Origin of the sequence: Sphingomonas aurantiaca (assembly GCF_003050705.1) — a bacterium.
GTDB lineage: Bacteria > Pseudomonadota > Alphaproteobacteria > Sphingomonadales > Sphingomonadaceae > Sphingomonas > Sphingomonas aurantiaca.
Window position 1 is genome coordinate 1152933 of sequence record NZ_QAOG01000001.1, and the last position, 17014, is coordinate 1169946.

Genomic DNA, 17014 nt, shown 5'->3' on the forward strand with positions numbered 1-17014 from the left:
CCGTTTCGCCGAGACGATCGTGCGCGTCCGCGGAGTGGCGCTCGGCTGCGGGGAGGGTAAGTTTGCGTCGGGAGCGGGGCCTCGGTGGCGCTCGACCGGCGACTTTATAGTGTCATGTTACAGCAGTGTTACTGACCGATCGGCCCCGGTGACGCCTTAACCAAGCAACGTGCCTCCTGCCGCTTCACGCTAGTCATCATGGGTAAAGTGTCGGCCCGATCACCGTGTTCGCCATATAGGGGCGAACAGCGTTGATCGAGCCGACGTCGGCATTCACCAGGGGCGAATGCCGCTGTAGATCAGCGAGATGATGAGATTCAGCATGTTTTATGCTCCCTTATTGACACCCAATCGGGTGCGATTTCGGCTTAATGGATAACAAAACGTTAAACAATGAGATTTGTATTTTGTTAACCACGTTTTGCGGCCAACGGTGTGTGTTGTGCTTAAGAGTATGTTTAGGCGTGTCCGATATCGCGGAGGCATGAGGGAGTTTCCGCAGTCACGCGTTGCCAGCAGCGTCCAGGCCGACGACCCGGTCGGCGCGTTAGGCCCTGTAAGTCAGGCGGTAATTCCGGCGCGTCCGCACCGTGCCATCGCCTGGCAGTTCCTGATCCTGGCCGAGATCGAGAATTTCGGCGTCCTACGCCGGCATCTGGGGCGTCCGCGCGCCGATATGCTGATCCTCGACGTCGCGGCGCGGATCAGTTCGGTGCTGCCCGACGCGCGAATCGTCGTTGCCGGCCGCGACATGGTCGAGATCGCCTTTGAGAGCGAGGCGCGGCTTGCGCTCGACGTGGCGATCACCGCGCTCGAGGGCGCGCTCGACCTGCCGTTCGACATCGATGGCGAACAGCACAAGGTGCATGTCCAGTTCGGCGCCGCCGCCGGTGCCACGATCGGCGATCGCGACGAGGTCCATCTGGTCGAGGAGGCCGAACGCGCCTTGGCGGACGCGCGCAGCGAGCGGGTCGCGGTCGCCCGCGACGTGAACGCGGGCGCCGCATCGATCGACCGGGCGCAACTGGCGAGCGACCTGACGATCGCGATCGATGCCGAGGAGCTGTTCCTCCAATATCAGCCCAAGGTCCATCTCAGGCGGCAGGAGATCACTAGCGTCGAGGCGCTGGTCCGCTGGAATCATGCGACCCGGGGGCTGGTACTGCCGAGCGATTTCATTCCGATCGCAGAGGAATCGCGCGATATCGTCGCGCTCACGCTGTGGACGATCCGCCGGTCGATCCGCGACCAGAGGACGCTGGCCGCGCATGGCCATGAGCTGCGGATCTTCATCAACATTGCAGGGGTGCTCCTGGCCGATGCCCGGTTCGTCCGGACGGTCTGCGCGCTGGTCGAGACCAGCGGCGCGCGGCTCGGGTTCGAGATCACCGAGACCTCGGTCATCCGCGATCCCGAAAGCGCGATCGCGAACCTCAAGATCTTCGCCGATATCGGCATCGTCATCGCGATCGACGACTATGGCGCGGGGCTGTCGTCGCTCGCCTATCTCAAGCAGTTGCCTGCGCGCGAGCTGAAGATCGACAAGCTGTTCGTCACGCAACTCACGAGTTCGAACCGCGACCCGCTGATCGTGCGTTCGACGATCGACCTTGCCCATGCGCTCGAGATGGAAGTGGTTGCCGAGGGCGTCGAGACTCAGGCGGCGATGGCGTTGTTGTCGGTGATGGGGTGCGACATGATCCAGGGGTTTCTGATCAGTCGTCCGATCAACCTCGACGCGCTGATCCACTTCCTCGCCGAGGAAAAGCACCTCGCGATCGCAGCGGAGGCGCGCGCGCCGTTCAACCGGCTTGCGACCGTGTGGAAGCGCGGATGAGCCGTCTCTCCGCACGCTGGATAGGCCTGGCCGCGTATGGCCTGGTTATCGGCTGCGGACTTTTTTCGCCCGGCCGCGCACAGGGGGCCGAGCTGCCGGCAGCGGGGCGGTTCGATCAGACGATCGCCGATGCGAAGGCGGCTATGCTGATCGATCCCGCCGTCGCGCGGACCAAGGCTGCCGCCGCGGAGCGGATCGCTGCATCGATTGACGATCCGGCGGTTCGCGGGATTTCGACGGCCACGGCGGAGTGGCTACAGGGTGAATCATATCTCCGGACGGGCGATCCCGAGAAGGCGCGGCTGTTGATCAGCGCGGCGTTGGCCAAGGCTGCCAGCATCGCACCAAAGTCCAAGCTATATGCCGATATCCTGCTGTCGCGCGGTGGCGCGGAAAGTGGGCAGGGGCGTGCCGGCGCGGCGTTGACGGATTATCAAACGGCATTCGCGCGCTACAGGCAGCTGGGGGATAATCGCGGGCAGGCGATGGCGCTCGTCTTCATCGCGTGGCTGTACACCGAGGCGATGGATCAGACGACCGCGCTCAAATATTATGATCAGGCGATCGAAGTCTATCGAACAGATCCGAGCCTGTCGATATCGGTCTATAATAATCGCGCGACGGCGTTCGGTGAACTCAAGCAATACAAGCAGGCGTTCGCAGAGTTCAAGATCGCGCTGTCTCTCGCCAAGGAACTGAAGAGTCCGGCGCTCGTGGCGCAGATCTATGCGAACTTCGCGCTGCTTCAGCTGTCGTCGGGCAATCTGGCGGGCGCCGAGCAGTCGATCCGCGAAGGCATGCGGCTGACCGCGGATCGGGAAACCGCGGTTCTGAGACCCGGCATCGTCGCGATTTCGGCAAAGCTGGCGTTGCGGCGCGGGCAGGTCCCGCGTGCCGTGGCGCTGATCAAGCAGGCGCTCGCGAATCCCGGGCCGCAGGGTGCGAGCATTTCGCTCAAGGATCTCCACCAGACTGCCTATGACGTGTTTCTGGCCGCTGATGATCCCAAGTCGGCGCTGGTCCATCTCCAGGCGCTGAAACGGATCGACGATGCTGCGACGAAGGTCGCGACGAGTACCAAGTCGGCGCTGATGGCGGCGCGGTTCGATTTTGCGAACCAGGAACTGAAGATCAGCCAGTTGCGCGCGGACGAGCTGCGTCGCGGCATCGTGTTCGAGCGGGCGCGGGTGCGGACGCAGCGTTACGTGTTCTTCGGGATCGCGGCGGCGGTCGCGATCGTGATCGCGTTGCTGGCGATCGGGCTGTTCACGATCCGGCGCAGTCGCAACATGGTGCGCGCGGTGAACGCCGACCTGGCGATCACCAACGGCGCGCTCGGCAAGGCGCTCGCCGCCAAGACCGAATTCCTGGCGACGACGAGCCATGAGATCCGCACGCCGCTAAACGGTATCCTCGGCATGACCGAGGTGATGCTGGCGGACGGGAAATTGTCGCCGCTGCTCCGCGATCGGCTGGATGTCGTGCGCGGCGCGGGGATCACGATGCGCGCGCTGGTCGACGATATCCTCGACGTCGCCAAGATGGAGGCGGGCAACCTGACGATCGAGGCGGTGCCGTTCGACCTGTGCGCAACCGTCATGGACGCGACGCGGATGTGGCAGGAACAGGCGCGCAGCAAGGGGCTGTCGTTCGAGATCGACCTCAAGGGCTGTCCCGCGATGATCCTGGGCGATGCCGCGCGGATCCGTCAGATCGTGTTCAACCTGCTGTCCAACGCGCTCAAATTCACCAAGCGCGGCCGCGTGATGCTCGCGGTCGATGTCGGCACGGACGGGCGGTTGCGGATCGCGGTGACCGATTCCGGAATTGGCATCCCCGCCGACAAGTTCGAACAGATCTTCGAGTCCTTCGCACAGGCCGATGCGGGCACCACGCGCCAGTTCGGCGGAACCGGGCTCGGGCTGGCGATCTGCCGCAACCTCGCCCGCGCGATGGGCGGCGACGTGCTGGTCGCCAGCGTCGAGGGGCAGGGGACGACGTTCACGCTGGTGCTGCCCTTCGTCCGCGCGGTCGACATCGTGCCGGTCGCGGTGCCAGCGGCCGATGACGTCGCGGTGACGCTGGTCGTCGATCGCAATCCGATCACCCGGAGCATGTTCAGGACGCTGCTTGCCCCGCACGCCGGAGAGATCGCGTTTGCCGGGTCCGCCGATGCGGCCGTCACGCGGCTGGGGGAGGGCGCCATCGCGCACGTGCTGATCGACGACGCGACGGTGCGGCTGGGCGAGGATCCGCTCGCCGACCTTCGCCGCATCGCGGACGCGGCGGATCTGGCGCGGGCGCAGACGAGCGTGTTGTGGCCCGTATCGGCCGGGCAGGAGCAGGATGAGTTGCTGGCGACGGGCATCACCAGGGTCATTGCAAGACCGGTCAGCGGTGCCAAGCTGGTGCAGGCGATCTATGGCGAATCGACACCGCAAAAGGGCGTGCATCCCGTCCTTGTGTCGGACGCTGCATAAAGCGTAGATGCACGATTATGTCGGCCGCATTTCCCTCGCATGTCCCGCTGTCGACGAGACGCTGGTGAACGTTCTTTTTATCGAGGACGACCGGATGAACCGGCGGGTCGTGAAAGACATGCTCGACGTCGCCGGCGTGACGATGGTCGAAGCCGAAAGCGCCGAACGCGGGCTGGAAATCATCGACGAACAGGATTTCGCGATGATCCTGGTCGACCTGCGGATGCCCGGCATGGACGGCGTGACCGCGATCCAGCACATCCGCGCGCGCGACGATCGCAAGGCGCGCGTGCCGATCATCGTCGTCACCGCGGATATCGCCCCGGACCTGCGCGAGCGCTGCATCGTCGCGGGCGCGGACGACGTGATCTTCAAGCCGGTGGCGATGGATTCGCTGTTCGATGCGATGGGCCGGATCCTCGCGCGCGATGCCGAGGGCGATGGGATGATCGGCTAGTCTCTCGCCTTGAGCGCGTCCGTCATCGAGGCGGTTGCGCTGCCGCGTCGCGCGGGCTTGGGCTGCGACGGGTCGGGGGACCATCCGGTCAGGAATACGATCTGGAACGTCTCGTGCGTGCGGCCGCGATCGTCCGCCGCGGCGGCGAACGCCGCGATCGTCCGGCCCAGTATGTCGCGCGACATCGGCTGGCGCTGGTTGAGCAGGTTGCTCGCCCCCATCCCGCGAAGATCGCCCAGCAGCCGACCGAGATCGCGGTAGCCGACGTCGAGCGTCTCGACGTCCGCGACGGGGAGCGCGAAACCCGCGCGCATCAGCAGGTCGCCGGCGGAGCGGACGTCGATCTGCGGATGCAGCCGTGCCGCGGGCCGGTCCGCCTCGGCGATGCGCAGCGCGGCGCGCAGGGCGGGCAGGCTTCCCGCGCCGACGAACGCGCCGAGAAACAGCCCGTCCGGCCGCAACACACGGCGGATCAGCGACAGCGCGCCGGGCAGGTCGTCTATCTGGTCGAGCACGCCCGCGCTCACCACCAGATCGAAGCTCGCATCGGCGAACGGCAGCCGGTCCTCGTCGGCCTGCACGCCGTGCGCGGCGGCGGCAAAGGCATGGCCCGGGTCGCACCGCGCGATCCGCGCGCCGGCGGGGGCGGGCAGCGCTGCGTCGAAACAGCCGAGATCGAGGATGTCGGTGAACGACCGCGTTACCGCCGAGAGCCGTTCGTCGATACCGTCGAGCATCGTCGCGCGGAGAAAATCATGCTCGGCATAGACGGGGGCGGCGCGATCGCGGCGCCGGCGGCGGGCGGCACGGTCGAAGATTTGGGGCGCTTGATCGGACACGGGGGCGCTTGTGCCGCGCACCGGCATCGCCGACAAGGGGTAGGGCGCAAACAGTGGCACCTTGCAAGGCGGGGGCGCGGCGCGGGGTGCGGGAAAAGGGGTCGGTGTTGAAACTGCCGGCCGTGCTACGCCATGTCGTCGACGCCGCGTTGCCGCCGCGCTGCGCGGGGTGCGGTATCCCGGTCGCGCAGGATCATCGGTTTTGCGCAACCTGCTGGAGCAGCCTGCGGTTCATCGCGCCGCCCTGGTGTGCCGGATGCAACCTGCCGTTCGCGTTCGATCGCGGCGACGATGCGCGGTGCGGCGACTGCCTGCGCGATCCGCCGCGCCATGCCGGTGTTCTCGCCGCGGTCGCCTATGGCCAGGTCGCGCGGAGCCTGGCGCTTCGGCTGAAATATGGCGGGCGGACCGCGTTTGCCGAGACGATGGCGTTGCGGATGCGGTGGCTGATCCCCGCCGATGCCGAGCTGCTCGTCCCGGTCCCGCTGCATCGTCGGCGGATCTGGTCGCGCGGGTTCAACCAGGCCGCGTTGATCGCCGAGGCGCTCGCCAAGGCGGCGGGCGTCCCGCACGACCGCGACGTGCTCGTCCGGCCGCGTCGCACGGTCGCGTTGCGCGGGCTGGGGCGGCGACAGCGCGCGGCGGTGGTGGCGGGCGCCTTCGCGGTTGCGGCACCGGGGCGGGTTCGCGGCAAGGCCGTCGTGCTGGTCGACGACGTCTATACCAGCGGCGCGACCGCGGAGGCGTGTACGCGCGTGCTGCTGCGCGCAGGTGCCCGCTCCGTCACGATTTTGTGCTGGGCGCGCGTGCTGCCCGCGGAGCGCGACGATTGACAATGGCGACCCGCAACCACATTTCCGACGGATGGCTAAAGTTGAAATCTACATCAAGCAGTTCTGCCCCTATTGCTCGCGGGCGCTGAAGCTTCTCGCATCGAAGGGCGTCGAGCCCGAGACGTTCGACGTCACGATGGGCGGCCCGAAAAAGGCGGAGATGGTCGAACGGTCGGGCGGCCGCATGACCATGCCGCAGGTCTTTATCGACGGTAAGCATATCGGCGGCTCGGACGATCTCGCCGCACTCGATGCAAAGGGTGGTCTCGACCCCCTGCTCGCCTGATGCCGCGGATCGGCGTCCTTCAGATGACCAGCGGGATCGATCCCGCGGTCAATGCAGCGACGCTGACCGATGCGATCGGTGCCGCTGGGAAAGCCGGTGCCGGGATGCTGTTCACGCCCGAAATGTCCGGGCTGATCGATCGTGACCGGCGTCGTGCCGGAGAGGCGATCGTCCGCGAGGACCAGGATATGGTCCTCGCCAGTGTCCGCGATGCTGCCGCGGCCGCGGGGATCTGGGTGCATCTCGGGTCGCTCGCGATCCGCCGTGACGATGGCAAGTTCGCCAATCGGGGCTTTCTGATCGACTCTTCGGGGACGATCCGGGCGCGCTATGACAAGCTGCATCTGTTCGACGTCGATCTTCCGTCGGGCGAAAGCTGGCGCGAGTCCGCCGCCTATGTCGGCGGCGAGACCGCGGTCGTAGTCGATACGCCCGCGGGGATGGTCGGCGCGTCGATCTGTTACGATCTGCGGTTCGCCGCGCTGTACTGCGCGCTCAGCGATGCGGGCGCGACCTTGCTGTCCGTGCCGGCCGCGTTCACTCGGCCGACCGGTGCCGCGCACTGGCATGTCCTGCTGCGTGCGCGCGCAATCGAGGCGGGGGCCTACGTTGTCGCCGCCGCGCAGACCGGCATTCACGCCGATGGTCGCGCGACCTATGGGCATTCGCTCGTGGTCGATCCGTGGGGCGAGGTGATCCTCGACATGGGGGAGCAGGCTGGCCTCGCCTTCGTCGATCTCGATCCCGCCAGCGTCGACGCGGTCCGGTCGCGGATCCCGGTGCTGCAACACCGGCGGCCGATACCCCCGGTGACGGTCGTGCGATGATCGTCTTCGACCTGAAATGCGGCGGCGGCCATGTCTTCGAGGCCTGGTTCGGTTCGAGCGTGGCCTATGAAGATCAGCGCGTCGCAGGGCAGGTTCGGTGCCCAATGTGCGACAGCGGCGACGTCACCAAGGCGCTGATGGCGCCCGCCATCGCAGCGAAGGGCAACCGCAAACCCGATGCGCCGACGCCGGGTGCGATCAAGGCGGTGATGCAACGCCTCGCGAGCCAGCAGGCCGAGGCGCTCAAAACGTCCGAATGGGTCGGCACGGCATTCGCCGAACGCGCCCGTGCGATGCATCTGGGCGAGGAAAAACAGGCTACGATCCACGGGCAGACAAGCGTCGCCGATGCCAAGGCACTGGTCGACGAGGGTGTTCCCATCGCCCCGCTGCTGCCGACCGCCGCGCCTAAAACGCTAAACTGAAGGGCGCGTCACGTCGTCGTGGTCAGGCGGAAAAGCTGGTGCCCCCGGCGAGATTTGAACACGCGGCCTACGGTTTAGGAAGACGTAGCGTGCCATCCCCGGGAATGGCGCAAAAAGGGCAGAAACGCGCGGTTTCATCAAGAACTCGCGGCCTCGGACCGTGGGGAGTGTGCCCCGCGCTGTGCCATCACCGACTTGGCGCTCTTCGCCTGGTCAGGTGTAAGAAACGCTAGATAGCGCTCGGTCACGGTGATCGTGCTGTGGCCTAACTCGCCCTGTAGATCGTAGATCGAGCCGCGTCCCGATCGGAGGTACTCAACGGCGAACAGGTGACGAAAGTCATGGTGACTGAAGCGGTGGAACTCCACCTCTTCGCGTGCCGCTTTCTGTGCCACCCGCCGTGTCAGATCGCCGAGGCGCGACGATACCTCCGTCAGGCGCTGTCCCTTGTCCTTCCAGAACACCCACGGCTTACCGATGTAGCGCGGCTGCCGATCGATGATTGCCTCTGCAATTTTCGTCAGCGGTACGACGCGCAGCTTATCGCCCTTGCCCTTCTCGACTGTGATCGTCCGCTCATTGCGATCGATCGACGCGTGGCGCAGACCGGTGACCTCGTCGAGGCGCAGACCGGTTTCGCGCGTAAATTCGCATAGGTCACGCACACGTGGGACGAGGCGCGGGAAGACCATCGCGATCGACGCTTCCTGAGGCAGAACGATTCGCTCGATGCGCTCCGGCACGATTCGACGCCGGTTCAATCCGACCGCCGGATTATCGGAAATCCAGCCTTCGTCGGCCGCGTTATCGAGCACGCTCGAAATCGCAGTGAGATCACGGCGTATAGTTGCGTTCTTCACTCCAGCACGTCGACGGGCCTTTATGAGGTCCTTTAGGACGTCGGCCGAGATCTGCTGCACTGACAACGGGTCGAAGTGCCCCCGGACCTGGCGCAAGCTGCAAAGGTAGCGGGTATAGGTTTGACTACCGACAGCCGTGGAAATGCGCTGGCTCCAGCTCAAAACAGCATCGGCCCAGCTCACAGGACCAGCAGCGCCAAAGACCGACTCGTCCTCGATTTGCTCGCGTAGAAGCGCCAGTCTCTTCACCGCGACCCGCTCAGAACGCGTTCGTAGGCTTTCTCGGTATTCGACACCGCGGACCTTGAAGCGCGCCCAGTAGATGCCCGCGCGGACGTATAGATTTTTCGGCATGAAGGCCTCTTCGTTGTACGTGTGACCCAAGCGCGGAGTTCGGCGACGGCAAAGAGCCAGCGTCCCGCCGGCTTGCTCGCGCCGGGAATCGATGGCGCGAGGTCCTGCAGGGTGCGGCGGGACAGGCCGGTGATCAATACGGCACCGGCAATGCCGACCCGTTCGGGGGAGGCGACCGTCATACGTTCCCCCGGGCAATATTTCATCTCGTCAACATGGGAGATTGCGGCCGTCACGACGGTAACGTGCCTACGCACCATCAGCGTTGCTTCTAGGGGCGCTGCCAGGGCATGCGCTGCAGCGATCGTCTGAGATCCACGAGCACGGTCCGGCATGGCCGACGCAGGGGGCTGCTTCGCTGCAGGCGCATACGACGCACAAGCGGGGAGCTTCGACACCCTCTGCTGACAGAGTGACCAGCACGCCGAGGTCGAATTGCACCACCTGGTGAAGCACGACGATCGTGTTGAACGACGCAGGCATCTGGTCGCTCTCAATCTCCGCAAGCCAGCCGCGGCGGAGATGTTGCGCCCAGCGCGGCACAGTCGCGATCCGCTCGGCGACATCGGCGATCGATAGCCCTGCCGCCTCGCGACGTGTTCGCAGGTATTGGCCCGGGGTTAGCGTCATGCCGCGACCTGCTGGTCAAGGTTCCCGCCGGCTGCGACGTCGACATAATCGATCGCGTCGAGCAGCAAACGCATGCCTTGCGGAATGTCATGATCACTCGGCAGGTTCAGCGCCTGCAGGGCGCAAGCCTGCTCCCGTAGGGCCTTCGATATGTTCGTGAGGGCTTCGCGTCGGTTGAGCATCAGGAGAGTCCAGGCAGCAGTTTCCCGCCCCGCAAATCGTGATGATCGCGGGCGGGTCGGGGGGCGGCGGTGTCAGGTGAGCGGTAGATCGGGCTTAGGGCGGCGCTTCCGGCGGGGAGCCGATGTGCTCGAGCTGGTAGCGCAGCTTGGCGGTGGCGCGTTCGAGATCAGCGATGTGATCGAGCGCTGCCTGGGCCTCGCGAGGCGTCACCTTCGCACCGTCCTCGCCGGTGCCGGCAAGCGCGTCCGACACGGCGCGGGAGACGTCGCCCACTTCGATGCTGAGCGCCATCACGCCAGTACGCAGGCAGGGCTCTGCCTCATCGCGCTCCGGTAGCATGATCACGACCGCGCCCAGCAGGCTCGCCATTGCGCTCAGGATGTGAGGATGCCCATCTTCGCGAGCACCGATGCCGTCGATCCGAACGGCGTTGCGGATTGAAATGCTGGCGCGATCGTTCTTCGAACAGAAGCACGAGATCCGCGTGTCCGAGAGCCCGGTCTCGTCCTCGCACACTTTCCCACCGCCTGCGGCCTGCACGGCCCGCTTGGTTGCCTCGGCGAGCCGACGCTCTGCGACTGGCAGCTGCACGTCACCCATGACGGGAAACACCGGTTTCGATTCCCGATGCGCGCGGCGCCTGGGGCGGGCAAATATGCCGCAATGAGATGTACGTCGACGGCAACCGGGGGGAGGAATGCCGTCGACGCTCGCCGCCAGGATGGCGGCAGAGAGAAACTGGGCGGCGGCCTTCACGGCCGCTCATCGTGATGTCTCGATGCTCTCGGGACCGTCATGGGACTTCAGGTCATGCGGATACAAATCGGGACGAAGGTCATGCTTCGAAACCCCGGTATCAAGTTCGATCGCCAGCACCTGTTCTGCGGGAAGCTCCGCCTTTCCGTGAACCCATTTCCAGACAGCCGCCTGGCTCACGCCGCGCGCACGGGCTGTTGCAGACTGCGATCCGTAGATCGCGACCGCACGCTGGATTGATTCGAGGGGGGTCCGGCAAATCATCATGCTCATCTATTACCCTGGTGGTAGATCGTCAAGCACCAAGGTGGACGTGCGCTTTATTACCGCTGTTATAGATTGTGAATGTGATCAAAGCCGAACGCATACGCGACCTTATGAAGGCCAAAGGGCTTAGCCAGTCTGAGCTGGCTCGTCGCGTCGGTGTGTCTCAGTCGGCAATCCACAAAATTGTTAGTGGGTTAGCGTACAGTTCGGCCCACCTGCATAAGGTGTCCCGAGCGTTAGACACATCGACCGAATACCTCATCGGCGAGACTGACGATCCCGAATTGGGTAGGCCTCTCCCACGCTGTGAGCCACGCGTGCAACATCTGCTGCTGGCTGTTGCCATGCCAAACGAAGATGCGTTGGCGGATATGTTCGAGGCTCAGCTTCGGGTGTTTGGTAAACTGACTGGCGCCGAGCTAGCTCGTGCTCTCGCCAAGCGGCTGCCCAAAGCTCTTGCACGGCTTCAATCGACCGAGCTGTATCAGGATCTTGATGAGTCGAAAGCCGCAGTCGAAGGCGCTGGACCTCTCCCCACAGATCGTCCCGCAATCCCGCAAGCTCAGCGCAGATAACATCGCATCTGATGCATGCATGAGAGCAACCTGGCGTCATTCGCAGCGTAGGCTTAGCCACCCGTCCTCCCGGCAATCTGTTCCGTTTATGTTCTATAAATCAGAGTCCGACCGTTTAGTCGAGAGGGCGCAGTCCATGGGGGTGTCGCCAGGGTACATCGTTGCGGACTGGTATCAAAACCCGCACATTTCCGCGGGTCTCAATAGGCCGTGGCGGAGGGATCCTCCGCCGCATCACAAACTGAAACGGGATAACACAGTGCAATTTCGTGTAGTCATAGCCGGCGAAAGCGCCATTTATGTTCATACGAGAACCGAGCCGTTGACGGCTGGCGATAGGTTCAAAATCACCCCCGACAGTCCAGACTCGATCCGTGTTCGGCATTTTGCATTCGATCCGGTCGGCCCGGAAAGCCCTGAGATGCTGATCGTCGCGGATCGCGTTATGTAACGATTTGCCCAATGGCAGGTTATACGAGATGGCGCCGGACGTAGGCATCAAGGACAACGTTTCTGACGTCCCATGGGACGAACTGGCGACGTTGTGGCGCCGTAAAGGAAAGCAAAGCGGTACGGGTGGCGAGGAAGTGCTTGCGGTCGCGACGCTCCGTGAGATTGTGCGTCTCGCGGCGATGATGAGGCCGTCAGCGCGAAACGGTCTCCGTATTGTGCTGCCAGATCGAAAGGCTTGGCCGTACGGGTATTTTGGGAAGCAGCAGCTCGCTAGGTTGATAAAGCGTGATGCACGTTAGCTCGCGTTCTGGTGCCTGCAGGCTGCGGCGGAGGGGTTCTTAGCCGCGGCAATGTCCGGTTTGGGAAGGAAAGCGGACGGGCGGCTTTGGGGGGGCGTTAACGAAAACGACCTAATATTTGGGACAATTTCGTTGACCGTTGAGGGCGACCACATGGCCTTTGTAGCTGATCCTGCCAAACTCCGAACCATCGATATTGACCGAGGGCTGGAGCTTCTCACGAACGGGGGTGGCTCCGACGGCAATCGCCAATTTAAAATCGTTCGTACGGATGGCGCCGAAGTCAGTTTTTCAACGAGTTGGTTCCCCTATGAGGAGCGTCAGTGGCGGCACGATCACCCGTCCGCGATGAATCCTACCGTGCATTTCGTCGATCTGTGGAGAGGGCAATTTCAAGATCAAAATAGACAAGAAACAGACGAAGTAATCCGAGAGGCACTGACCGCCTTCAAAGACATACACGGGCTACCAGCGAACAGCGAAGTCATTGTCAAGTTTGCCTGAATGAACGACCGCTATTAGGATTGCTCCAGAGGCAGCGGGCATCCGCTATTGGACGGAAGCTGAATGGCCAATTTTGAAACACGAGCGGTCATTGACTAGTCCGCGGCGGACCACCATCCTGACGCCGATGGAAGGATGGTTGGAGCTTCGCCTTAAGCTTTTGGTCGTTCCCGTTCTTATCGGGGGTGCAGTCTTTGCGGCGATTCTCGTGGCACTGCGGTGTCTGATCCCTGACGATCGAACGCATCTCAAGCGCAGATTGGCACTGTGCTGGCTTGTCGGCTTATCTGCACCGTTATTCATCGGGTTCGAGTTCGAAGACGCCAAGGCAGTTGCCATCCACAATCGCAACATCGGCATTCCTGTCGTATTCATCTGGGCATGGGTCACGATGGTGCTGCCCGCACCGTTCGTCGGGATGGCCATGCTGTCGCTCGGCGGTGACTGGCTAGGTACGCTCGGCAATCACCGAGACGAGTGACTGCGCGTAGGCGTTGTCAGACGTTCGCGGCGAGTTGTGGTAACGCTCCACCCGCCTCTGCGAATGAGACATCGCCTCGTACGGCGCGGTTTCACTTTCCCTAAGGCTCGGCCGGAACGTCTGGTTCGGGAAGGAAAGCGGACCATCCGCTTTGGGGGCAGCACTCTAGGAAACCGGGTACTGAGCCAGCATCCAACAGACATCAATCTTTGGCATCGGCGGAACCCTCGGCTTTCCGCCGCCCTTTGATCGATTCAAAACTTGTGAGTTTTGCCTTAGGCCAGCTTTGAAAATTAGATTTGAGTCAAAATTGCTGGTAAGCAGTTTAACTCTCGACGTGATCTCCTCCGACGTCGCAGTCGGCCTGTCTCACTGTTCCTGTTGCGTTTGAGACAGGCCGTAACCGATAGCTGTCTATCAAACATTAGGTACTTAGAATGGCCAAAGGGATAGCCCGAACTACTAATGGATGGGCAATAGTCGATTTCGGCCTGGCCGGCAAAGCGCCAATTCCTGAAAATATATATCGCGATAATCAATACATGCCAGATTTCGACGATCTGCCTCTAGAAGTGACAGTAGCAAGCGATAACTCTCAGTTCTGATGTAAAACTTTTGCTTTTTGTATCACCGGTGGCACCGGATTATTGAGGGCGATATTCGATAATGAGCAGCATGATAATCCTGCTTATAGCTCTAGCGTTGTTGGCGATTCCTCCTGTGCTAATAATGAATTTACCCCCACGATGGCTAGCGCTCGCTGCGCCTGCCGGTGTTTTGGCGATGTACTGGTTGGGGCACATTATGACCGAAGGAGACCTCGGCCCCGCAGGCATACTCATAATGGGATTTTTTAGTCTGATATTTTTTATCAATGCTATTGCCCTCGCCTTTCGTCTTCTGCGACTGTAGCAGAGCATTTGCTGCGAGACGTTTTCTACTGTCCGGTCCGCCGTCTTTCGCTGATTCAAAAACCTTGATTTTTGCATCATGTCATCGCCGGGTTTGGCATCATCGACATGAACAGATGACCGCTTTTGAGACTGCAAGCTGCCTACCCGATCGTCCGACTTTGGGCGATTTGAGACGGGGTATCGTCGGGGTACAGCATGCCATCGCACGGCAGGAAATGTTGCAGTCGGGTGGAATTTGGGTGGGCGCGGCGGAGGGGTTCTCCGCCGCATCAACTTATTCGAGAGTTCCGCCTCATCGGGTATAGCCGTAACGAGGCCAGCTCTTGACCACGGGGGTTTTACCATTTGCATACGGGGTTTGTGATCATCGGCTTATTCTCTGTTTTGCCGATTATAGAACTTAGCAAGTCTAATCACTATTTTATCTACATTGGTAGAGGGGTTGTTGGCGCTCTGATCATAAAGCCATTTAGCATTATCAACCGCTTTATCAGTCTCTGGCAATAGTACCGAAAACGGTACGAGCTTGTTCTTAGCCGAATAATCAGGCTGATGCTGTGCAATTAACGCGATGGCTTCGGCTTCTGACATAATTGCCTTCGCCGACTTTGCAAAATGAAGACCAAGCCAAATCTCGAAACATCTGTCTGAAAGGCATAAGTTCAGCCCATTCTGCGCAGCCTCTGATTTTGCCGTTGCGACATCGGCATTAGACGCGTCATCGACGTCGGTCACGCACCACATTTCGCTGATATCCCGATTTCGTCGTTTAAGCTTTATCGCTTCTCGAACGGCGATCTTTGGATTTCCACCACTTTTTACGTACTCAGGGAAGACGTGAACGGTTCCCTGGGCGAGAATCTGCTGCCACCCACGAAAGTACGACTCCTCTGTGACCTCACCGTCATAGGCGATTCCAATCAGATGGCCCCGCCGCGTCCGACCTCCAGTAAGCCTCTTCGGATAGCCAGCCTTACTCATCCTTCGACCGCCAAATTAGATTTGCTGTCAGATTCTTTGCTTCCAGCTCCAATCTGAAGTTTGCGATCTAATCCAAGCAAACTTAGACTAATCCCTGTCGCAGGCACTGCTCCAAACTTACCGCGCAGATATCCGGACTCTAGATTTTCATTCTTCCTTGGCGAAAATTCAGATAAACTGTACAGTTCAGATAGGCCATCTCGCTTTTCTGCAAACCAAACTTGATCTCGGCGAAGATGTTGCGCATTCATTAAATGGGAATCATGAGTTGTAAATATAAGTTGCGACCCATTAGGATTTGTCGATTTATTTTGGAAGATACTAACAAGTTTGGCAACCATATGAGGGTGCATGCTTGAGTCTATCTCATCGACAAGCAGCAAGGATCCGTCGGAAATTGACATGCATACGCTTGCTGCTGTAGCATATATACGTTTAACTCCTCTAGATTGTACATCTATTGGTAGCGAGTGTTGCCTGCCAGCAATATTGCTTATAAACTTGGTCGTGAAAATTGGATTTAAAGCGCGATGGTTTTCATCCACTGGTTCGCTCACTGGTGCCGGAATATTTTCTAATTCGATATCGGATATCGCTGCATCGGAGGTGCTAAGCAGGCCAAGCACCATTTCTCGGTAAACGGGATTAGTAGACGCAAATCTCGAGGTGTAATCGCTATCAAGTGCCTCATCCTTGAATGTTATCAAAGAATTTGCATCTTTGAAATACTCATAAATAACTTGGCAGTCCTGCTGGTTATCTTGTGACATGGCCGATAGAAGTAGGCTGTCTTCACGCGTCCGGCGTAAGGTTGAGTCGAAATCCCTGCGACTTCCTTCAAGATTTCTCTTGAACTCAGCAGTTGTTTTATGATCACCGTTCAAATGAACAGTTGACCGTTGGAAAAGTAGGCGCTCTCTCCCGACGGGATAGCTATATAGCCATTCCTGCAAATATGCTTCGCGATTACCTATAAATCCGTACCGATATCGAACGCCCTTTACTATGAATATTGCCTCTAGAAGAGTGGGCTCATCTGGGGATGCGACGCTAGGGATCAACCCAGTACCTGAGCCACTATTCCACACTGATTGTGAGTAGCTTATGGCACGACGGAAAACGTCGATTGCCAGGAGAAAGTTTGTTTTCCCCGACGCGTTTGCTCCATAGATCGCGGTAGCCGAGAGCAGGCGCGCGTTTGTACCCGAGCCTTCTTCTACCGTGGTAACGGCATCGGGTAGCGTGCTATCGGCTGACGTCGCAGTCAGATTCAGGGTGGCTTCCTCCTGAAACGACTTAAAATTCCGTACACGGAATGAAACCAGCATATTAAACTCCATGCAGCTTGGACCCGCTTTACGCATATAATGCGCAAAAATCCCGTTAAAACTACACTCGATCGTTGTGCGCTTGGGAAGGGTGCGTTCTACCATCATCGATCCATACGCGTCTAAGGCTTACGCCGCGGTCCCCTCCTCTCGCCAGACTCAACCTGGCGGCCGGGTTAAATCTTGCCGGTCCCGCCGTGCTCAACGCGCTTGCTCAAGAATACATCCTGGCCGTGAGGGTTCGTAAGTCGCTTGCCAGCCCCGACCACATCATCGGCACCGGGGTATCGATGGGGTACAACGTACGATACGCTCACGACGAACGGCGGTTTTGCATGGGCGCGCGATCATTGCGGCGGAGGGTATATCCTCCGCCCCAATGTCTGGTTTGGGGAGGAAAGCGGACCGGCCGCTTCCGATCAGTTCGTCGCGTCTTCCATATAGT

Annotated in this window: 17 protein-coding genes and 1 pseudogene; 11 read left to right on the forward strand and 7 right to left on the reverse strand. The window is 60.9% G+C overall.

The window, feature by feature from the left end; all coding sequences use genetic code 11:
- Positions 1–484: 484 nt before the first annotated feature.
- From C8J26_RS05380 to C8J26_RS05390, 3 genes are all read left to right on the forward strand, one after another.
- Complete coding sequence (locus tag C8J26_RS05380) at positions 485–1837, forward strand: GGDEF domain-containing phosphodiesterase (protein WP_208631320.1); 1353 nt, start codon at positions 485–487, stop codon at positions 1835–1837.
- Positions 1834–4317, forward strand: a complete 2484-nt coding sequence (locus tag C8J26_RS05385) for a sensor histidine kinase (protein WP_107956962.1) — start codon at positions 1834–1836, stop codon at positions 4315–4317. The genes C8J26_RS05380 and C8J26_RS05385 overlap by 4 nt, the downstream gene beginning before the upstream one ends.
- Positions 4318–4381: 64 nt before the next feature.
- The gene (locus C8J26_RS05390; protein WP_056413229.1) at positions 4382–4774 is read left to right on the forward strand and encodes a response regulator; all 393 of its coding nucleotides are present in this window, start codon (positions 4382–4384) and stop codon (positions 4772–4774) included.
- Here C8J26_RS05390 and C8J26_RS05395 read toward each other — a convergent pair.
- Positions 4771–5640: a class I SAM-dependent methyltransferase gene (locus tag C8J26_RS05395; protein WP_107957093.1), complete on the reverse strand. Its 870-nt coding sequence runs from the start codon at positions 5638–5640 to the stop codon at positions 4771–4773. The genes C8J26_RS05390 and C8J26_RS05395 overlap by 4 nt on opposite strands.
- A 77-nt stretch (positions 5641–5717) precedes the next feature.
- Here C8J26_RS05395 and C8J26_RS05400 point away from each other — a divergent pair, with 77 nt between their 5' ends.
- Genes C8J26_RS05400 through C8J26_RS05415 form a run of 4 tightly spaced genes read left to right on the forward strand, consistent with a single transcriptional unit; the run spans position 5718 to position 7984 of the window.
- Positions 5718–6446: a ComF family protein gene (locus tag C8J26_RS05400; RefSeq protein ID WP_107957094.1), complete on the forward strand. Its 729-nt coding sequence runs from the start codon at positions 5718–5720 to the stop codon at positions 6444–6446.
- Positions 6447–6477: 31 nt separating this feature from the next.
- Positions 6478–6732: a glutaredoxin 3 gene (gene grxC, locus C8J26_RS05405; protein ID WP_056411423.1), complete on the forward strand. Its 255-nt coding sequence runs from the start codon at positions 6478–6480 to the stop codon at positions 6730–6732.
- Positions 6732–7559: a carbon-nitrogen hydrolase family protein gene (locus C8J26_RS05410; protein ID WP_107956963.1), complete on the forward strand. Its 828-nt coding sequence runs from the start codon at positions 6732–6734 to the stop codon at positions 7557–7559. Before grxC ends, C8J26_RS05410 begins: the two co-directional genes overlap by 1 nt.
- Positions 7556–7984: a DUF1178 family protein gene (locus C8J26_RS05415; protein ID WP_107956964.1), complete on the forward strand. Its 429-nt coding sequence runs from the start codon at positions 7556–7558 to the stop codon at positions 7982–7984. Before C8J26_RS05410 ends, C8J26_RS05415 begins: the two co-directional genes overlap by 4 nt.
- Positions 7985–8121: 137 nt before the next feature.
- Here C8J26_RS05415 and C8J26_RS05420 read toward each other — a convergent pair whose 3' ends face one another.
- From C8J26_RS05420 to C8J26_RS05440, 4 genes are all read right to left on the reverse strand, one after another.
- Positions 8122–9198: a tyrosine-type recombinase/integrase gene (locus C8J26_RS05420; protein ID WP_146168769.1), complete on the reverse strand. Its 1077-nt coding sequence runs from the start codon at positions 9196–9198 to the stop codon at positions 8122–8124.
- Positions 9199–9824: 626 nt separating this feature from the next.
- Positions 9825–10010: a hypothetical protein gene (locus tag C8J26_RS05430; RefSeq protein ID WP_056411416.1), complete on the reverse strand. Its 186-nt coding sequence runs from the start codon at positions 10008–10010 to the stop codon at positions 9825–9827.
- A gap of 94 nt (positions 10011–10104) precedes the next feature.
- A complete protein-coding gene (locus tag C8J26_RS05435) occupies positions 10105–10767 on the reverse strand; it encodes a phage regulatory CII family protein (RefSeq protein ID WP_146168770.1) in 663 nt (220 codons plus the stop codon).
- Between the two features lie 6 nt (positions 10768–10773).
- Positions 10774–11040 carry a transcriptional regulator gene (locus C8J26_RS05440; protein ID WP_244185162.1) on the reverse strand — a complete coding sequence of 89 codons (267 nt, stop codon included), beginning with the start codon at positions 11038–11040 and terminating at the stop codon, positions 10774–10776.
- A gap of 74 nt (positions 11041–11114) precedes the next feature.
- Here C8J26_RS05440 and C8J26_RS21165 point away from each other — a divergent pair.
- The 4 genes and pseudogenes from C8J26_RS21165 to C8J26_RS05460 all read left to right on the forward strand — a co-directional run.
- A pseudogene (locus C8J26_RS21165) lies at positions 11115–11282 on the forward strand (helix-turn-helix domain-containing protein); the annotation flags it as partial.
- 69 nt (positions 11283–11351) lie between these two features.
- Positions 11352–11609 carry a hypothetical protein gene (locus C8J26_RS20805; RefSeq protein ID WP_235516721.1) on the forward strand — a complete coding sequence of 86 codons (258 nt, stop codon included), beginning with the start codon at positions 11352–11354 and terminating at the stop codon, positions 11607–11609.
- Positions 11610–12514: 905 nt separating this feature from the next.
- Positions 12515–12865, forward strand: a complete 351-nt coding sequence (locus C8J26_RS05455; RefSeq protein WP_167398773.1) for a hypothetical protein — start codon at positions 12515–12517, stop codon at positions 12863–12865.
- A 139-nt stretch (positions 12866–13004) separates the two neighbouring features.
- On the forward strand, positions 13005–13346 hold the full coding sequence (locus C8J26_RS05460; RefSeq protein ID WP_208631321.1) for a hypothetical protein: 342 nt from the start codon (positions 13005–13007) through the stop codon (positions 13344–13346).
- A gap of 1286 nt (positions 13347–14632) precedes the next feature.
- Here C8J26_RS05460 and C8J26_RS05465 read toward each other — a convergent pair.
- Together C8J26_RS05465 and C8J26_RS05470 are read right to left on the reverse strand one after the other, a co-directional pair.
- Positions 14633–15241, reverse strand: coding sequence for an RloB family protein (locus C8J26_RS05465; protein WP_107956972.1), 609 nt, complete (start codon positions 15239–15241; stop codon positions 14633–14635).
- On the reverse strand, positions 15238–16674 hold the full coding sequence (locus C8J26_RS05470) for an AAA family ATPase (RefSeq protein WP_208631322.1): 1437 nt from the start codon (positions 16672–16674) through the stop codon (positions 15238–15240). Before C8J26_RS05470 ends, C8J26_RS05465 begins: the two co-directional genes overlap by 4 nt.
- Positions 16675–17014: the final 340 nt, after the last annotated feature.